17 protein-coding genes are annotated in these 16,419 nt (G+C 63.6%); 12 read left to right on the top strand and 5 right to left on the bottom strand.

The features are described from left to right. Positions 1–143: 143 nt before the first annotated feature. Entirely contained in the window at positions 144–680 is a 537-nt protein-coding gene (gene cpt, locus ACFOY2_RS42410; RefSeq protein WP_379533791.1) for a chloramphenicol phosphotransferase CPT, read from the bottom strand. 341 nt (positions 681–1,021) lie between these two features. On the opposite strand from cpt, the gene ACFOY2_RS42405 reads away from it, so the two are divergent. Next, positions 1,022–1,807, top strand: a complete 786-nt coding sequence (locus ACFOY2_RS42405; RefSeq protein WP_379533790.1) for an alpha/beta fold hydrolase — start codon at positions 1,022–1,024, stop codon at positions 1,805–1,807. 129 nt (positions 1,808–1,936) lie between these two features. Here ACFOY2_RS42405 and ACFOY2_RS42400 read toward each other — a convergent pair whose 3' ends face one another. Next, positions 1,937–2,965: a trypsin-like serine peptidase gene (locus ACFOY2_RS42400; protein ID WP_379533893.1), complete on the bottom strand. Its 1,029-nt coding sequence runs from the start codon at positions 2,963–2,965 to the stop codon at positions 1,937–1,939. A 723-nt stretch (positions 2,966–3,688) separates the two neighbouring features. Then, the gene (locus ACFOY2_RS42395; protein WP_379533789.1) at positions 3,689–4,123 is read right to left on the bottom strand and encodes a DUF6228 family protein; all 435 of its coding nucleotides are present in this window, start codon (positions 4,121–4,123) and stop codon (positions 3,689–3,691) included. 676 nt (positions 4,124–4,799) lie between these two features. On the opposite strand from ACFOY2_RS42395, the gene ACFOY2_RS42390 reads away from it, so the two are divergent. Then, positions 4,800–7,796 carry a hypothetical protein gene (locus ACFOY2_RS42390; protein ID WP_379533788.1) on the top strand — a complete coding sequence of 999 codons (2,997 nt, stop codon included), beginning with the start codon at positions 4,800–4,802 and terminating at the stop codon, positions 7,794–7,796. A 4-nt stretch (positions 7,797–7,800) separates the two neighbouring features. On the opposite strand, the gene ACFOY2_RS42385 is transcribed toward ACFOY2_RS42390, so the two are convergent. Then, entirely contained in the window at positions 7,801–7,983 is a 183-nt protein-coding gene (locus tag ACFOY2_RS42385) for a hypothetical protein (protein ID WP_379533787.1), read from the bottom strand. A 514-nt stretch (positions 7,984–8,497) separates the two neighbouring features. Here ACFOY2_RS42385 and ACFOY2_RS42380 point away from each other — a divergent pair. Then, the gene (locus ACFOY2_RS42380; RefSeq protein ID WP_379533786.1) at positions 8,498–9,061 is read left to right on the top strand and encodes an NUDIX hydrolase; all 564 of its coding nucleotides are present in this window, start codon (positions 8,498–8,500) and stop codon (positions 9,059–9,061) included. On the opposite strand, the gene ACFOY2_RS42375 is transcribed toward ACFOY2_RS42380, so the two are convergent. Then, entirely contained in the window at positions 9,039–10,262 is a 1,224-nt protein-coding gene (locus ACFOY2_RS42375; RefSeq protein ID WP_379533785.1) for an XRE family transcriptional regulator, read from the bottom strand. The genes ACFOY2_RS42380 and ACFOY2_RS42375 overlap by 23 nt on opposite strands. Before the next feature lie 118 nt (positions 10,263–10,380). Here ACFOY2_RS42375 and ACFOY2_RS42370 point away from each other — a divergent pair, with 118 nt between their 5' ends. From ACFOY2_RS42370 to ACFOY2_RS42330, 9 genes are all read left to right on the top strand, one after another. Then, on the top strand, positions 10,381–10,800 hold the full coding sequence (locus ACFOY2_RS42370) for a hypothetical protein (RefSeq protein ID WP_379533784.1): 420 nt from the start codon (positions 10,381–10,383) through the stop codon (positions 10,798–10,800). An 11-nt stretch (positions 10,801–10,811) separates the two neighbouring features. Beyond that, the gene (locus ACFOY2_RS42365) at positions 10,812–11,132 is read left to right on the top strand and encodes a hypothetical protein (protein ID WP_379533783.1); all 321 of its coding nucleotides are present in this window, start codon (positions 10,812–10,814) and stop codon (positions 11,130–11,132) included. 309 nt (positions 11,133–11,441) lie between these two features. Further along, on the top strand, positions 11,442–12,152 hold the full coding sequence (locus ACFOY2_RS42360; RefSeq protein WP_379533782.1) for a GntR family transcriptional regulator: 711 nt from the start codon (positions 11,442–11,444) through the stop codon (positions 12,150–12,152). A 119-nt stretch (positions 12,153–12,271) separates the two neighbouring features. Then, entirely contained in the window at positions 12,272–12,682 is a 411-nt protein-coding gene (locus tag ACFOY2_RS42355; RefSeq protein ID WP_379533781.1) for a plasmid replication, integration and excision activator, read from the top strand. Further along, a complete protein-coding gene (locus tag ACFOY2_RS42350; protein WP_379533780.1) occupies positions 12,679–12,972 on the top strand; it encodes a hypothetical protein in 294 nt (97 codons plus the stop codon). The genes ACFOY2_RS42355 and ACFOY2_RS42350 overlap by 4 nt, the downstream gene beginning before the upstream one ends. Positions 12,973–13,056: 84 nt before the next feature. Further along, on the top strand, positions 13,057–14,481 hold the full coding sequence (locus ACFOY2_RS42345) for an FtsK/SpoIIIE domain-containing protein (protein ID WP_379533779.1): 1,425 nt from the start codon (positions 13,057–13,059) through the stop codon (positions 14,479–14,481). Then, positions 14,481–14,681 (top strand): hypothetical protein, encoded by a 201-nt coding sequence (locus tag ACFOY2_RS42340; RefSeq protein ID WP_379533778.1) that lies wholly within the window; start codon positions 14,481–14,483, stop codon positions 14,679–14,681. The genes ACFOY2_RS42345 and ACFOY2_RS42340 overlap by 1 nt, the downstream gene beginning before the upstream one ends. Next, positions 14,674–14,823, top strand: coding sequence for a hypothetical protein (locus tag ACFOY2_RS42335; protein WP_379533777.1), 150 nt, complete (start codon positions 14,674–14,676; stop codon positions 14,821–14,823). Before ACFOY2_RS42340 ends, ACFOY2_RS42335 begins: the two co-directional genes overlap by 8 nt. 38 nt (positions 14,824–14,861) lie before the next feature. Further along, positions 14,862–16,418 (top strand): replication initiator, encoded by a 1,557-nt coding sequence (locus tag ACFOY2_RS42330; protein WP_379533892.1) that lies wholly within the window; start codon positions 14,862–14,864, stop codon positions 16,416–16,418. The last annotated feature ends 1 nt before the right edge of the window (position 16,419 follow it).

Raw genomic sequence — 16,419 nt, 5'->3', positions numbered from 1 at the left:
GCCGGCCTACCAGCGCCGTGTCAGGGGCAGACCGGGTCGCTGATCTGCTCGGCGGCTGCTCTAGTTGCGCTGATTCCCCGTCACGAGATCGCATCGGCACAGAGCGAGTCATCCCAGCTCACACTACGAATGGCGCTGCCGTACTAGCAACGCACCCAGGTGGCGATATTCTGTGCACACACCAAGGACTCAGTATGCGTGGTGTCCACCACCAGGTCGTAGACCACGCCTTCGTGAACCACTTCCGCCTGCGAGGCGGCCATCCCCCCGATACGGTCGCCCCGGGCAATCTCGCGTCCTGCGGCAACCGCGCTATCGCACTTCACACCGACCCATAGCACGTCCAGGCCGGTAAGAGCCTTCTGCCACCGTTGCTGGGACGCTGCTCCACCGAGGAACACGTCATCCACGATGACCCGAGCGCCCACGCGAACCATTGCGGCGATCCCCTCCGCCCACGCCGCATCCAGCGTCCGGAATTCCGGCCCGACAGTGACCTGGCCGTCAGGGGCGAAGTCGATCCCCGCGTCCGATGCTTGCATGGAGGCAGGCATCGCGTCGACCAGAGTGTCAACCGAGAGGGCAAGCCATGGATCCGGCAGGATCGCCTGCAAGCACCGGGAGATCCCGGACTTGCCCGAACTGGAGCCGCCGTTGAGAACAATCACCTGAGTTGTCACCGCGTCACGCTAGAGGTCGGCCTTTCACATTCCAAATGGTTTTCGCGTGACCCGTCCGTGCCGTCCACCGACTGGCAGGGAGTGCCTTGATCACCGCCCCATCGGACACGCACACCCACTGGCGACGGTTTACGGCGCGTGACCGTTCCGGCTGTGAGACGGCTTTCTACCTGCGGCAATGGTCGTGCTCCCCGCCCGCGAGATCCGTGATCATTGCACGCCTGCCGCTGCGGCGGAACAACCGGCGGCTCACTGATCGCTTCCTCGGCGGGACCCCTTAGACCACGATCAAGGTACGCTGCGGGCCCAGATCTACGGGACTAAGCAAGATGGAAGGCCGCATGGGAGCGATCAGGAAGCGCGTAGTCGGCGAGGTGCCGATTGTGGCGGAAGACCATGGCGGGCGTGGGCAGGACGTTCTCCTCCTGCATGGTGGGGGGAGGACGCGCAGGGATTGGGATGTCTTGGCAGGGCTTCTCGTGAGTAAGGAGTTCCGGCCGGTGTCGATGGATCTCCGTGGTCATGGGGAGTCCGGTGAGGCGCCATGGTCGTGGCGAGAGGCGCTCGCAGACGTCGCGGCGGTGGTCAGGGAGTACGAACTCCACCGGCCCGTGATCATTGGGCATTCTCTTGGGGGAATGGTTGCCGCGCAGTGGGCTGAGGAGCATCCGGACTGTCCGCTGGCGGTCAACCTTGATGGCCATGGCAACCCGACGCGGCCTGACCAGTTCTTCGGCCTGGACGAGGCGTCAGCGGAACAGGCATGCAGAGAGATGACGTCGTTCCTGGCAGAGATGGGTCAAGGGCTTCCTGAGTCCTTCCTTCAGGTCATGCGCGAGATAGACACCCTTGATCTCTTCGCCGTCTATCGCGCAGCGCGTTGTCCGCTTCTTGTCGTCAGCGGCGATGCGCTGGCGTTCGCGGGCGTGTTCCCCGACCATCTCGTCCCGGCCTGGAACGCCTACTGTGTTTGGACGCAGCGGGAGCTCGAAGCAGTCGTGAAAGAGTCGCCCTTGGTGCGAGAAGCGTCCCTGCCCACGGGGCATGATCCGCATGTTGAAGATCCCGATACTCTGCTGCATCTGCTGATCGAACACGTACGACAGGGCGAACGATTGGCTCCGTGACCTGGGTTCCCTACGAGAGATCCGTGTCCGGCCCCTACCAGGCCCCGCAGGTCTGCGGGGGCCTGGTAGCGGTTCTGTCGGTTCACGCCGGCTGTGACGTCCCTCCTGAGGGTCGCATGCCGGGCCCGGTCAGCCGGGCAGGAGCGCGCCGCTCCATGATGTCGCAGCGGCCTTGTAGACGATGTTGGTCTCGCCGTCGAAGTACGGGGACAAGCTCATGTCGTAACGCAGGTTGCCATCGGTATCGGCGACGCTGGCGGTGATGCCGTTGAGGTAACCCTTGCCGCTGCTCTTGTCATAGCGCAACAACCAGGAAGAGCCCAGCGACCCTTCACCGGTGAACGGTGAGTCGACGGCGGTGAATTCTTCGGCCTTCAAGCTTGGGACCATGACAGCAGTTGTGCGGCCTCTGGACGACTCGAGGGTCTCACCCGTGTAAGGGCGCTTGCCATCGGGGTTAGGGCCGGCCGGAAAGCCGAAGACGTCGACCGAGGAGTCCAGCGGCTGGTTCCAGGCCACACCCTGTCCGCCGGTGTTGTCGACCAGCCTTCCGAAGTTGGTCAATTCACCTGAGGCGGAGGAGACGACGCCGCCGTAGACGGTGACGAAGGCGTAGTCGCGGTCATAGTCCTGGAAGACGGGGAAGTCGTAGTGGGTGAAGGCCTGCTTTCCGACGTAGAGACCCCATGGCGTCGCGCCGTCGGCGTAATCGGGAACGAAGACCCACTTGTCGAGGGTCGTCTCAGTGCGCTGGGTGTCGTACACGCACTGACCGGCCGTGGCGACGAGGTTGCGGTATTGCGACTGTACCGCGGTGCCCGTGCACCAGTGCGGCTGGCCGTCAGCGGCGACGAAGAACACCTTGCCCGAGGTGGTGGGCGTCTTGGCATTCGCTCCGCCGGAATTGAGCGGAGGCGCCGGCGCGGTAATACCGGGCAGGGTGTCAGGGGTGTTGCCGCCGGCGGGAAAGACCTCGTCGACGGCGGTCTGGATGTTGTACGGGGTGGCGTTCTTCAGGTTGGCGCCGCCACCGCCAAGCCAGAACGCCGCGACTTCGACGGCTGTCGCTTGAGAAGCGACCAGAGGATCGGTCCACACACTGCCGGCCTGGGCCGGCGCGGCCATGAGACTCGTGGCCAGCAGGCTGACGGCCAACACACCTAAAGTTCGCTTCATGTCGCTGTCTCCGGGGGGGGTCTACTCGTGCGTAATGACAGGAATTCGAACCTGCGATCTACAATTCGAGTCGACGCTACATGACCAATTCAGGCTGATCAACCGGTTTGCGGGCTGTCCGTAAACCCTGCGAGACGACGAGCTGTAGAGCCGACGGCCCCATTGAGGCGCAATGACATCCGCGAGGGGTCCTGACCGCTATGCCAGCCTAGGAACACGAGTCCGGCATGGCGGCTTGCGCCCGTCGTCCTGCCAAGGACAGAATGCGGCCACGATAGGCGTCGCCGTGGATCATCCATGGCGTGCGGCGCACAACATCGCTGGCGGCCGGTCACGGTGCGGCCATGCGCATGGCGGCAGGTGAGGTGCGCCCCGTGTGGCAGCCGTCCAGATGAAGGACGTCGGCAACCGTAGGGACGCCGCCCTCTGGACGCCCCTCTCTGACACCCACAGAAGATCAAAAAGGGCCCTCTCCCCGACCAAGGGAGAGGGCCTTTTACGTGCGGAGGATCGGGGATTTGAACCCCGGATGGGCGGTAAACCCAAACCGCATTAGCAGCTCGGGAGGTCGGCATTCAGGACAGTCCCACTTAGACCAACGTCCCTCCCCGATCCGCCTGGAACGCACTCGCACGACGGTGAACTGCAACCCAAACTGCAACCAGGAGGCAGCGACCGCCACACGTGAAATGACCGAAGAGGTGGCTACGTTCGGAGGAAGTAGCTGAGATCAGCCGCCAAGCGGGTCAGTTCCTCCCCGGCTTCGAGGACGAAGACGGACCTAGCGGACCAAGCCGTGTCATCCAAGTCGAGTCCGGGAGCCCGCAAGGTCACACCCAGCGACACGTGACCGCGCCCATCATGCCGAGCATCAAGCGCGAGTTCGCGCTCCAAGGATGTCCAGGTGCGGACACCGTTCCAACCTCGCCACTCGACTACGAGCCCCTCCATGAAGCCGGCCAGGGTGCAATCCAGGTTGGCATAGAGTCCATCGATCTTGGCGACCGTCGACGCGGTCATACCGTCGTCGTGCAGTTCCGTCGCGACGGTGTACACGTAGCCATCACCGTATGGATCCTGTGGAGGATGGACGACCCACCGCAGGCCGCCTGAGGTGTGCAGGACGAATGGTTCACTCATGATGGCTCGCAGTATGCACCTTCCTCGAACCGCAACCGGCAGGCGCAAGCCGAGAGTGTCGGATTAGAAGTGGAGCGACCACAAGAGTGAGCATGTGGCTCTGACCTCAGAGGATGGGCATTGCATGCTGCGAGTACACGAAGATCGTTCCGCATATGGTCCGGATCTTGGTAGCCTCCTCGGGTCTCCGCCATCCGAATGCCGACGGTTTTACAGCGGGTGGACGTTCCTAGCCGCATTAGGCCACTGACCTCCGGGTACGGCTTTGTCTGATCTGCTACCGGGGAATGTCATCCCGCATATATCCCGCGAGGCAGAGGCTGGCACACGATCCCGTCACTCCACCAGCCACCAATGCACATTCTCAAGATCCAGTAGATGTCTCGAGCACCCTCACCTGCCGGCCATACCGTCGTGTCCATAAGACAGAACGACAACGTGGACGTGCTCAAGGTCATGGCCAGCCGGTTCCGCATGCAGCTCTTCAGCCTCCTGCGCCGGATTGGCCCGGTCACAGTTCTCACTGACTCCCTGCTGCTCTCTGTGGATTCCCACCCCGTCGGACACGCGAGCTGGCGGGTGCGGCGACGTTGTCGCTACCGCTGGATGGACAGCTTGGGCGCGGGACTCACAAAGCCCCAGAACATAGGAACAGTGTCGGGTATACCCTAGGAAGATGTCCAACTGGGAGGCCAAACAGCAGGCAGATATCTTCGTACTGCTGAAGGACCTCGGCGGCCTACGAGTGAAGTGCCTCAACAACGAGCCTTCACTGAGGATCCTCCAACGTCGCGTCGGCGTATCACGGGGGACGATCAGTAACTGGCTAAAAGGTAGCACCTTCCCAACGAACATAGATCAGCTCACCGTGCTTGTACGGCTCATCAGAGCTAAGGCAATTGACTCTGGCATCGCTGATAGCCATACACATCTCTGGGATGAATCTCAGTGGCGCACGGCGTACGAAGCCGAAGCTGAGAAGCGCGCCGGCCGGACGCAGGAGTACGTTAAGCGAGCCCAGGCTAGCGCTGCCCTTGGCAGGCTTGCAGTTGGACGTCCGCTGATGGATGTCACTGACCCCTATGCGTATGAAGTGCACCGGTGCATCGAAATCCCTGGAGTGGATCCGAGCACGCTACCTGCATACGTCAGTAGAGAACACGACGCGACATTGGCTTCCATAGTGAAGAGCGCAATCGCTGGCCAAAGTCAAATTGCAATTCTAGTGGGCGGGTCATCAACTGGTAAGACGCGTGCATGCTGGGAGGCCCTCCACGCCCTTCGCGCTGGCAGTAGTGACTGGAGGTTATGGCACCCGATCACGCCTGCTCGCCCCGATGCGCTTATCGAGCAACTGAAGCGCGTTGAACCACATACGGTGATATGGCTCAATGAGGCCCAAGAGTATCTGAGCACCTCGCCTGCACAACTCGGAGAACAGGTAGCTGCGCATCTACGGGACCTGCTCCGCGATGCTTCGCGGAGCCCTGTCCTTATAATGGGGACGCTCTGGCCCGAACATCGAGATGAGATCAGCACGCCACCATCACCCAACCAGAGGGACATACACTCTCAAGCACGTCAACTCATCGCGGGACAAACAATTGAGGTGCCTTCAGCTTTCAATGAGCGAGCCCTAATCAATCTGTTAGATGCGGCTAAGACCGATATGAGGCTAGCTCAATCCGCGGCAGAGGCTGAAGCTGGACAGATCACTCAGTTCCTAGCGGGAGTACCCGCCCTGCTGGAGCGCTACCGCCATGCTCCAGCAGTTGCGCGCGCCCTTGTGCATGCCGCTATGGATGCCAGACGACTCGGATACGAGCTAGTGATGACGAAGCAGTTCTTGACAAAGGCTGCAGTCGGATATTTGACCGACAACGAATGGAATTCACTCTCCGATGACTGGCAAGCCGACGCCTTTTCCTACGTTGCTAAGTTCTGCAATGGAGTGCCCGGACCGCTGACGCCTATCAAGTCCCGCGTAATCGGCGAGACGCAAATCGAAAAAGTCAGACTGGCCGACTACTTAGATCAAATAGGGCGAAAGGAAAGGAATGACCAGCTTCCTCCTTTAAGCTTGTGGGACGCCTTGCTTGCGAGCAATAATGCTGGCGAGCTGGTGGACTTTGCAGCTGAGGCTCGCAAGAGAGGACTTTTCAAATATTCTCTCCGTCTTCTTAAGCGGTCCGCCAGCCTCGGGGATCCAGGTGCAGCCGCCCTCGCGATTGCCTATCTCAAGGATATGGGAGCCGCCGTAGACCAAGCAGTGGCATTCGCCATTAAACACGCCGATCATCGAGATTCCTTTCTTTCTGGCCGGCTAACAGAAGAACTTATGAGGGCAGGGTATATCAGCGAGGCGCGATCGTATTTAGATCAGGCCATTACAGAGGCTCCGCTGACGACAGTTATCGGAGTTAGCCAACTACTTCGTTGCATAGAAATGGCTGGCCTAGACGACGAGGAATACGATCGCCTTCTCTCGCGGGATCCAGCAAATCAGATCGAGATTGGCGACGCATATTCAGTAGCTAGTTTGCTACGCTCATTCTATGAAATCGACGCAGAAGAGGAGGTATTTACCTTAGCCCGAAGGGCTGCGCAGTCTGTAGCGATAGATGATGCCGAGGACGTCGAGTGGCTCCTGGTCGCAATCATGGAATGCGGCGATATAGATTCGGCTCATGTTCTAGCCGAACGCGCCGCCCAGGGAACTTCTGTCGATGACGACGATGACCTCTTTAACTTGCTGAATGCATTAAGACACATACATGCTCAAGCAGCAATCAATACCCTGCTAGCCCGCATGAATGCTAAAGCGATCCACGATGGCCCAAATAGTCTCATACAAAGCATCTACTTCGCTAACCAGTGGAAACCAGATACCGTACCGAGCCTTCTAAAGAGAGCCAGAAATGAGTGCTCCTTAGACGACCCAGCCAATGCCGCCATGCTTTTGGAGACTCTTTGGGAACTTGGGTCTAAGAGACAGGCTGTCGGTGTCCTGAAACGCGATCCAGCTCGCCTCGCCTCGCTCCACGACCTCAGCGGAGTAACCAGCCTCCTTCGGGTGCTGGTCGCGCTTAAGGCAGAAGAACAAGTAACTATACTAATCGAACGAGCTGTCGGCCATGCGCCTCTTAATGAACCCCAGAGCGTTGCTGCGCTACTCGCGATTTTGCGAGATCTCAAGCTGAAAAGCGAAGCGGAACGCGTTCTTTCTCGGTTGCATATCGGTAGCCTCAGCAGGAAGGACCCTGCTGGAATCGCTCAACTTATCGAAATCCTTAACGCTATCGACGAACGTAGCGCTATTCAGGAGATCATCAACGGTGATCCCGCGAGCTCTGTGGCACTTGAGCGCCGCGGTATTCGCAGTCTAATGAAGCAGTTTCTTGACTACGGCGCTCGCGATCAGTACGACACTCTGGCCACTCGCGTGGCCACATCCTTCGACCTTACACCAGTTTACTACGTCTCCTTTCTCCGCGATGCCCTACTTGATCACGGAGACAAAGGTCGAGCCGATCTCCTTGAGCGCCGAGCTGTAGCGTCGGGGCTTTTTTATGAACTGTTGCATGAGTTTGACAATAAGTCAGAGCTATACATGTTCGGTCGAGAACTAGATGGGTCCCCATCTCGCCCGTGGGGATGGGGAGACCTCACCTAAGCATTCAGCGGTAGGCAGCTACGCCCGCGAAGAAGATCGCCATTACGGTCCCAGCCGCGCCAGCTCCAGCAAGGAACGCATTTGTCGCGCTTGCTCCGCCATATTTCACGACAATGCCAGTCACGAGTCCTACGTTGAGCGCAGCTAGCAGCGCCACGAAGAGCACGAGAATTTCGTTGGAGTTCATAGCCCGAGCTTCACTGTCCAACTATGTGTCCAACAGCCGGATAAAGCACATTGGACAGTTATCCCGAGGTGGCTCCCAGAAATCGCTTCGCGACCTTGGCTTATGAGTGCGCCCCTGCAGTCCGCCCGTTCAAGTGTCGAGATCGGCGATCAACCATCTTGCACGGTGAGCCAGGGTGAGGAACGAACCCTGGATCGTCGATCGCCCCAAGCACATACGGTGGCCTGCCACCCCGTGGCGATCGTAAGGGCTGTATCTGTGTGGCGGCGTGGCAACCTCGGACGGTGCGTTCGGTTGGGATGGCGGGGTCGGCGCGCGGTGCCCGGCCCGGTGTCCCGCCGCCGTCCGGGACCGGCCCCCAGGCCGCACGCCCGGACGGCGGGCGGGCGGAGGGCCGGCGGTACGGCGGCGCGCCGCGCCGCCGCTTGATCCTTATGAGCGCTATTCGGCAACGTTCTGGGCTGTCACTGAGAAGTGCGTGTACGCCGGGGTTGTGGGCCGGTAGCTTCGCGGTGTGGCTGATGACGCTGAGCTGACGCGCTGGGTCGTGCATGGGGAACGGCTGATCTACGACGACCGGTGGATTCGGCTGGGGCTGGCCGATGTGGAGATCCCTGGTGGGGAGCGGTTCGAGCATCATGTGGTGCATCTGGATCGGGCTGCCATTGCGGTCGTCGTCGACGAGCAGGACCGGGTTCTGTTGATGTGGCGGCATCGGTTCGTGTTCGACCGGTGGGGGTGGGAGCTTCCCGGCGGTTTGGTCGAGGCGGGTGAGGACCCGATGATGACTGCTGCGCGGGAGGTGGAGGAGGAGACCGGGTATCGGCCTAAGCAGGTTGAGCACTTGGTGAGCTATCAGCCGATGGCCGGCATGGTGGACTCCGAGCACATCCTGTTCCTGGCGCGTGGGGCCGAGTTGGTGGGCAAGCCTGAGGGTGAGGTGGAGGCCGACCGGATCGAGTGGGTTCCGATGTCGGAGATCCCTGACATGATCGCCCGTGGTGACATCTGGACGTCCGGGACGTTGGTCGGTCTTCTCCAGGCTCAGCAGCGGCTCAACGGCCAAGGGCGCGGTTGACCGCACGAGACAGTTCCTCAATGCGGCGTCGCTGACGGCGGGAGCCGGTCATGGTCGCGAGTTGCTGTGCGCGCTGAATATGAGGCTGGGCGGCTTCGGGTTCGCCGGCCGCGAGGAGGGCGTGTCCCAAGTCGCAGCGGACGCCGGATTCGGCGCGGTTGTAGGTGCCGTCCATTCCGGCCAGTGCTGAGCGGAGGTCCTCGACGGTGCCGGGGTCGCCGAAGCGGAGAAGGCAACTGCCTCTCCAGCGGGCGAAATGGTGGACGTTGATCGACAGGTAGGGCGTCTCTGGGTCCCCGTCCCCTTCCGGCAATACTGCGGCGGCCTGGTCGAGTGCGCGACGGCAGGCGTCCTCGTCGCCGAGGACGGCGGCGGCTTCTGCTTCGGCTGCTGCCAGCCAGGTTCTAAGGCGGGCGGGGACGTGGTCGCGGTGAGTGGCGTGGATGTACTGGAGCAGTTCCGCGGCTTCGGCGGGTCTTCCCAGATCCATGAGGACATACGCCTGCTCACCGGAGACGTAGGCGAGGACGGCGGGGTCGTCGGCTTCTTGGGCGGCGGCCTTGGCACGTTCGTAGTGGCTCCAGGCGTCGTTGAGGGCCACAGTGTTGATGGCCTGCCATCCGGCCAGTGACGCGGTCTCGGCGAGGAGGTGGGCGAGTTGGGCGCGGATTTGGGGACGCACAGCGTGACGGTGGGCGCGTTCGATCTGGGCTATCTGGGCTCGCATCTTGTCGGCGATGGCGGGTCCGCCGATGCGGCGGTCCTGGAGGCGGAGGTTGTTGGTGTCCGTCGTGAGGATCATGACCATCGTGGGGTCGATGGCTGAGGCGGCGTCCAGGCGGGCGGCGAGTTCGCTGGTCTGCTCCTGGTGCTCGTCGTCGTGATCGCCAGTCGGTGAGGCGAGGTCGAGCGGGGCCAGCCCAAGGAGCATTCTGGCGTGGTCGGGCAGGCCGAGTCCGGTGGCGATGCGCTCGAATACCGCGAGCTCCTCGATGGGACCGGCGGTCCCGTTGAAGATCTTGTTGACTCGGGGTTGTGCGATCTCTGTTGCTGATGCGATGCGCACCTGGCTGAGTCCGGCGCATTTGGCGACGAGGCGAAATAGCCCGGTGATATCGCGTTTTTGGAGAATTTCGCGGCTTTCGTCGCGATCCCACACCCATTCTGGTATGTCGATCGGGTCGAAAGCGGTTTTACGCATGCGGTCCTCCGGAAGTCGGCTCCCAGGTGGTGCATTGAGATGCCGCAGACTCTATATGCCTCCGCTGTATAACACCGTGGGATATGTATAAAAGGTCTGGCTCCTCATGCTGTCGGGCATGACAACTCCAGTCAGGTGCACCGAATGCGACGGCCGAGGATGGAAGATCGTCACCCGGCGCGGCCATGCTGCGGCAGCGAGGTTGGGCATGGCCGCGTCCGCCAAGGAAGACTGCCTGCACTGTGACGGCCTCGACCAGGGCGGCGCGCTGGGTGAGCTGTTCGAGTGGGAAGTCCGTATCACCGCCAGCCAGGGCGAGGAACTGGGACCGTGCGGGGCGAGCCCGTTCCAGGCCACCGCCATGGACGAGCTCCGCAAGGCGATGCGAAGAATGCCTGAAGGCGCTGCCGTGCGGGGGTGCATCGTGCACAGCGTCCGCGACTTCGGCGCCCTCCCCGACGACCACTTCCGCCGGGAGATCTTCCGCGCTTCGCTCGACCCGGCGGGCATGGTGCGATTCACGCGGGTGGCCGAATGAACACGACGAGAATGATCACGATCGACCCGGCTCATTCGGCCGAACTTCTCCGGCAAGCGCTGGCGGGTAAAGGAGTTGTCGCCGACGTTCACGACGGATACGGGCTCGCGCTCGTATCGGTCTGGGTCGGGCTGGTGGTGTGGTGCGACGGCCGGAATTTCTGGTGGCGCACGGGCTGGAATGCCGCACGTCGGCGAGTTATCTATGCCTGGCATCCCGCGATTGACCCGGTACGGGCCGCTCAGCGCGTGGCCATGTACTACGCGGATCTGCGGGCCGCGCATCCGGCAATCGTCCCACTGGCCGATTTCGTCCGCGAGATCGAGCCATGAGCGCAAATGCCTTCTGGGGATGCGGAGTGGAGGCCGTCCGGCGAAACTCCGTGCTGGTGCAGCATGCGGTGCGGACGGATGGCACGACGGCCTGGTGTGGGGTGTCGGTCCGTCCGGTGATGGTCGGTACGTGGCATGTGCCGTTCGCCCCGACCTGCTCGTCCTCCTGTTCAGCGTGCGTTCGGCACTGGTACAAGGCCCGTGCCGGACTATAGAAGACTTGCCTGAAAGGGCCCTGACAGGCCGTACCTTAGCCAGTACTGTACTTGTGCGGACGAGCGCAAGAGTGAACGGACGGCCAAGATGAGCATGGACTTCGCCCCGCCGAAATACGCCCAGGTCATGCGGGCGATTCAGGAGCGGATCGAGTCGGGCGAGTATGCCCCAGGTGACATGCTGCCGTCCGAGACACAACTCGTGCGCGAACTCGGCGTGGGCCGTACCACCGTCGTGCGGGCGCTTCAGACTCTGGCCATGCAAGGGTGGATCGAGCGTGAGCATGGGCGCGGCTCGTTCGTGAAGGGGCGTCCCGAGAGCGGGGCCGATCGTGTCCGGCCGAGTCTGAGCACGGCGGAGCAGGGTGAGAGCGCTGGCAGCCTCGTGGAGGTGACCCGTGTTCCGGCACCTCGACACGTGTCCCGGCTCCTGGGTGTCGCCGAGCGCACGCCCGTGATCGTGCGTAAGCGGGTGGCCCGTCAGGGGGATGTGCTGTCAGCGGTGGAGACGGTGTGGATTCCGCTGGAGATTGCTGTCGGCACTGACCTGGACAAGCCAGAACCGCTGCGCAACGGCATCCGCCGGCATCTCCAGGCGGTCAAGCATCTCCGGTTCGACCACATCACCGAGCGCGTCTCCGCGCGAAAGCCGACCAAGGAGGAAGCCGAGCTGCTGGGGTCGTCCAACCCGGTGCTCAGCGTGCTGGCGACCGTGCACGACCCGGCGGGAGCCGTGCTGCTGGCCATGAGCCTGGCGTTGCCTGGCAACCTGCACGAGCTTGAGGATGTCTTCAAGGTCAGCTAAGTCTTACCCCATCTCTCCGCCATAACCACTTGTGCGGACGAGTTGGCGGACTTACATTCAACTCATGCGGACAAGTGGACGAGCGAATGACCGCTCTCCCCGCTAGCGAGAGGAACCACATGGCAATCCAAGGCCCCATTCCGATCAGCTTCGACCAGGTCTTCCCGCACGGCTGCTTCCTCGTCGGGCAGGCCGAGCAGGTCAAGGACTTCGACGCCTCGACCAACGGCAGGACCGTCTACGCCAAGGACAAGACGACCGGACAGCCGGTCTGGCAGGTCCCGGTCATGGACGGCGACCCGACCGTCAAGGCGTCCCAGAAGACGGTCGCGGTCAAGATCCTTTCCGAGACCGAACCCACCGCGCCGCCCGCCGTGCCCGGCCTCCCGATCACGCCCGTGGAGTTCGTCGGGATGACCGTTACGCCGTACGTCGGTCAGACCGGGCGGCTGGCCTACTCCATCCGCGCGACCGGGATGCGCTCGCCGCGCGCCAAGCAGGCTCCCGCCAGTAAGGAGGCGGCGGCGTGAACCTCGGCCCCTACACCTACGTCACGCTCTCGATGGAGCCGGGCGAGCCCACGCACGTGGACGTCTCCTTCTACACGAGCGGCCTTCAGGCCCGATCCAGCGTGATCAACGAGCGCCGTCCGTCCCTGTCGATCATCAGCCGGGACGCCAAGGTCGCCGTCTCCACCACGGGAGGTGGGCCGGTCACCAACGCCGACCTGGCCATCGCCCGCGAGATCTTCACCGCCGCCGCCCAGTACCTGGCCGACTGCGAGCGCCTGCACGCCGAACACGACCAGCCGGCGGCCTGACAGACAAGGCGGGGCCGCTGGAAGCGGCAACTTCCGGCGGCCCCTCGGTTCTCCCTGATCTCACTCACGAGAGGTTCCAAGCATATGTTCAAGCGGCTGCCTGGCGACGAGACACGCAACCTCGTCACCACCACGCCCGACACGGCCGTCGTCTTCCGCCCGGCCGTCATCCGCACTCCGGCCATCCTCACCCTGATCATCTTCGCCTGGCGTCTCCTCGCCGCCCTCGTCCGGCTCCTGTGGCGTCATCCCATCGCCATGCTCGCGACGCTCACCCCCGGCGTCCTCACGCTGCTGTACGGCTGGCAGACGGCGCTGCTGCTCACGGCACCCATCCCGGCAGGTCTGGCGGCCTGGGCCCTGACCCACCGGACCAGCTTCGTCCATCTGATCGGCTGGCGGCTGCTGGCCTGGTGGCGGCTCGTCTGGGTCTACCGGCGGCACTGGCAACCCGTCATGATCGTCTCCGGCCTCGGCAGGCACCTGTGGGGCCGTGACTACCTACCTCGGCTCGGCAAGGTCACCTGCACCGCATGGGCCGACCTCGTCGCCGTCCGCATGCTCAAAGGACAATCGGTCAAAGACTGGGCCGACCGCCTCGACCACCTCGCCCAAGGGTTCGGCTCCGCGTCGTGCCGGGTCGCGCTGTCTCGGGGCGGTCGCCTCACGCTCACCTTTCCCCGGCATGACCCGCTGGCCGAACGCATCCCGGCGATTCCTGTGCCTGACTCGCCGACCGTGGAGCCGGTCGAGATCGGCAAGCAGGAAGACGGGCGGCCATGGCTGCTCAAGGTGCACGGCACACACGTCCTGGTCGCGGGCGCCACCGGGGCAGGAAAAGGCTCGATCATCTGGTCCACCATCCGCGGACTCCTCCCGGCCGTCCGCGCGGGCCTGGTCGAGATCTGGGCCCTGGACCCCAAGCTGATGGAACTGTCCTACGGACGCGCCCTCTTCGGTGACCGATACGCAGCCACCCCTGAAGACTGCGCCGATCTCCTCGACCAAACCGTGAACGTCATGCAGAAACGCGCGGCCCGCTTCGCCGGGGTTCAACGCTCCCACACCCCAACCGTGGATGACCCCTTCGTCCTGGTCGTAGTCGACGAGGTCGCGTTCCTGACCGCCTACCAAGCCGACAGAGACCTGAGACGGCGGATCTCGGCCGCGCTGGCCACCCTCACCACACAAGGCCGCGCGGTCGGCGTCGGTGTCCTGGCAGCACTCCAAGACCCGCGCAAGGAAGTCATGAACATCCGCAACCTGTTCCCCGACAAGATCGCACTGCGGCTGGACGAGTCCGAGCAGGTGGACATGGTCCTCGGCGACGGCGCACGGGACCGGGGAGCGCTGGCCGACCACATCTCACCCATTCCCGGACTGGGCGCCGGCGTCGGCTACGTCCGGCTGGAGACCTCGCCCGACCCGATCCGCGTCCGCGCGGCCTACGTCTCCGACACCGACATCCGCGCCATGGCCGACGCCTTCGCCGCCGGAGAGGACGCCTGATGAAGGTCTGCTTCCACGGCACCGCCGAAGAGATCGAGCTGGTGGCAGGACGTTCGATCCTCGTCATGCTCACCGTCCGCGACCTGCCTCGCGTGCGGGCGTTCGAGGTCTTCCACACCCGCATAAGCCGTCACCCCTATCAAGGCCTCTACCGGCTGTGCGCCGAGCTGGCCGAGACGGAGGGCGGCGACCATGCGTGAGCTCTCCTACCTCCTGGAGGGGCTGCGCTGCTCGGCCTGCCTGAGCGACAACACGCTCTGGCTGGACCTGGCGGCGGGCCTGGTCGAGTGCCGCGAGTGCGGCCAGGGCGCACTTATCGACCACGATGGGGAGGACATGTGACCTACGACCGCGCGTTGCCCCGCGCCGAACGGCTGGCCATGCCCCTGGCCCGCGATGTGGCCGAAGAGGTCGCCAAGCAGTACGGGGTGTGCATCCGGCCCGTCCCGCTCAAGCGCCTCGACACCCACACCGGCCTCTGGGAGATCATCGACGTCCCGTGCGGGGCCACTCTGGAGGTCAAGTGCCTGCCGTGCGCCAAGCGCAACCGGCACCTGCGCATGGCCCAATGCCGGGAAGGCTGGCACCTCGACGAGGAACCCACGATCACGCCGGACGAGCCGAACGACGAACAACGCTGGCTGGTCGAGTTCCGCGCCGACGTCCAGGCCCAACGCGACCAGGCCGACCAGGACACTACCGACCTGGACGAGCTGATCGCCGGGCTGGATGAGGAGATCAACGCGGCGGGCATGCGCGGCAACGTCCTCGGCCGGACGGTCCCCAAGCGCAACCGCTCGACCAGGCGACGGCAGGACGCCCCCGAACTGCCCAAGCGCAAGATGACGGCAACGACGCTCGGGCGCACCTTCGAGTCTGCGGATGGGAAGACCTACCGGCCGTCGCTGTTCGTCACCCTCACCCTCCCGTCCTACGGCAAGGTCAACAACGGCGTTCCCGTCAATCCCGACACCTACGACTACGCCCGCGCCGCTCGTGACGCGCTGCACTTCTCCAAGCTCGTCGACCGCTTCGTGCAGAACCTGCGCCGCGTGGCGGGTTACGACGTGCAGTACTTCGCCGCTGTGGAGCCTCAGAAGCGGCTCGCGCCGCACCTGCACATGGCCATCCGGGGCACCCTGCCACGCGCGGAGATCAAGCAGATAGCCGCCGCCACCTACCACCAGGTCTGGTGGCCGGCGACCGACCGGGTCGTCTTCGACGGTGACCACCTGCCCGTCTGGGAGGACGGCACGGGCTACCTCGACCCCGGCACGGGTGAGGTGTTGCCCACCTGGGACCAGGCGCTCGACCAGCTCGACACGGACGAGACGGCCGAACCCCTGCATGTGATCCGCTTCGGCGTCCAAGTGGATGTGCAAGGCGTGCTCGCGGGCACCCCGGACGCCGACCAGTGCATCCGCTACCTGTCCAAGTACCTCACCAAATCACTCGGTGACAGCCTCGACCCCGACGACCAGGCCCAGCGCGACCACGCCGCACGGCTGGCCGAGGCACTGCGCTTCGAACCCTGCTCCCCGAACTGCCCGAACTGGCTGCGCTACGGCGTCCAGCCCAAGGGCGCCAAGCCGGGCATGGCTCCCGGACAGTGCCGTAGCAAGGCGCACAAACCCGACCACCTCGGCTACGCCGGACGCCGCGTCCTGGTCTCCCGCAAGTGGTCCAACAAGACCCTCGCCGAACACAAGCAGGACCGCCGTACCTGGGTCCTGGAAGCCCTCGGTCAGACCGACCAGCCGACCGACCCACACCGCTACGTCTGGAAACCCGTCCCGGCCGGAGACGCCAACGTGCCGCCACTGGCCGTTCGCCTCCTCCGATCGGTCCACGAACGGCAACGATGGCGAGCCCACATGGCCCAACTCCAAGCCCAGGCAGACGCTCAAGATCTTTCGGCAACTGGAGAGGCGGCCTGAC

The organism is Nonomuraea purpurea, from assembly GCF_042650645.1.
Lineage (GTDB): Bacteria > Actinomycetota > Actinomycetes > Streptosporangiales > Streptosporangiaceae > Nonomuraea > Nonomuraea purpurea.
Note: the sequence above shows the minus strand (reverse complement) of the source record. Positions and strands in the feature narration are given on the sequence as shown.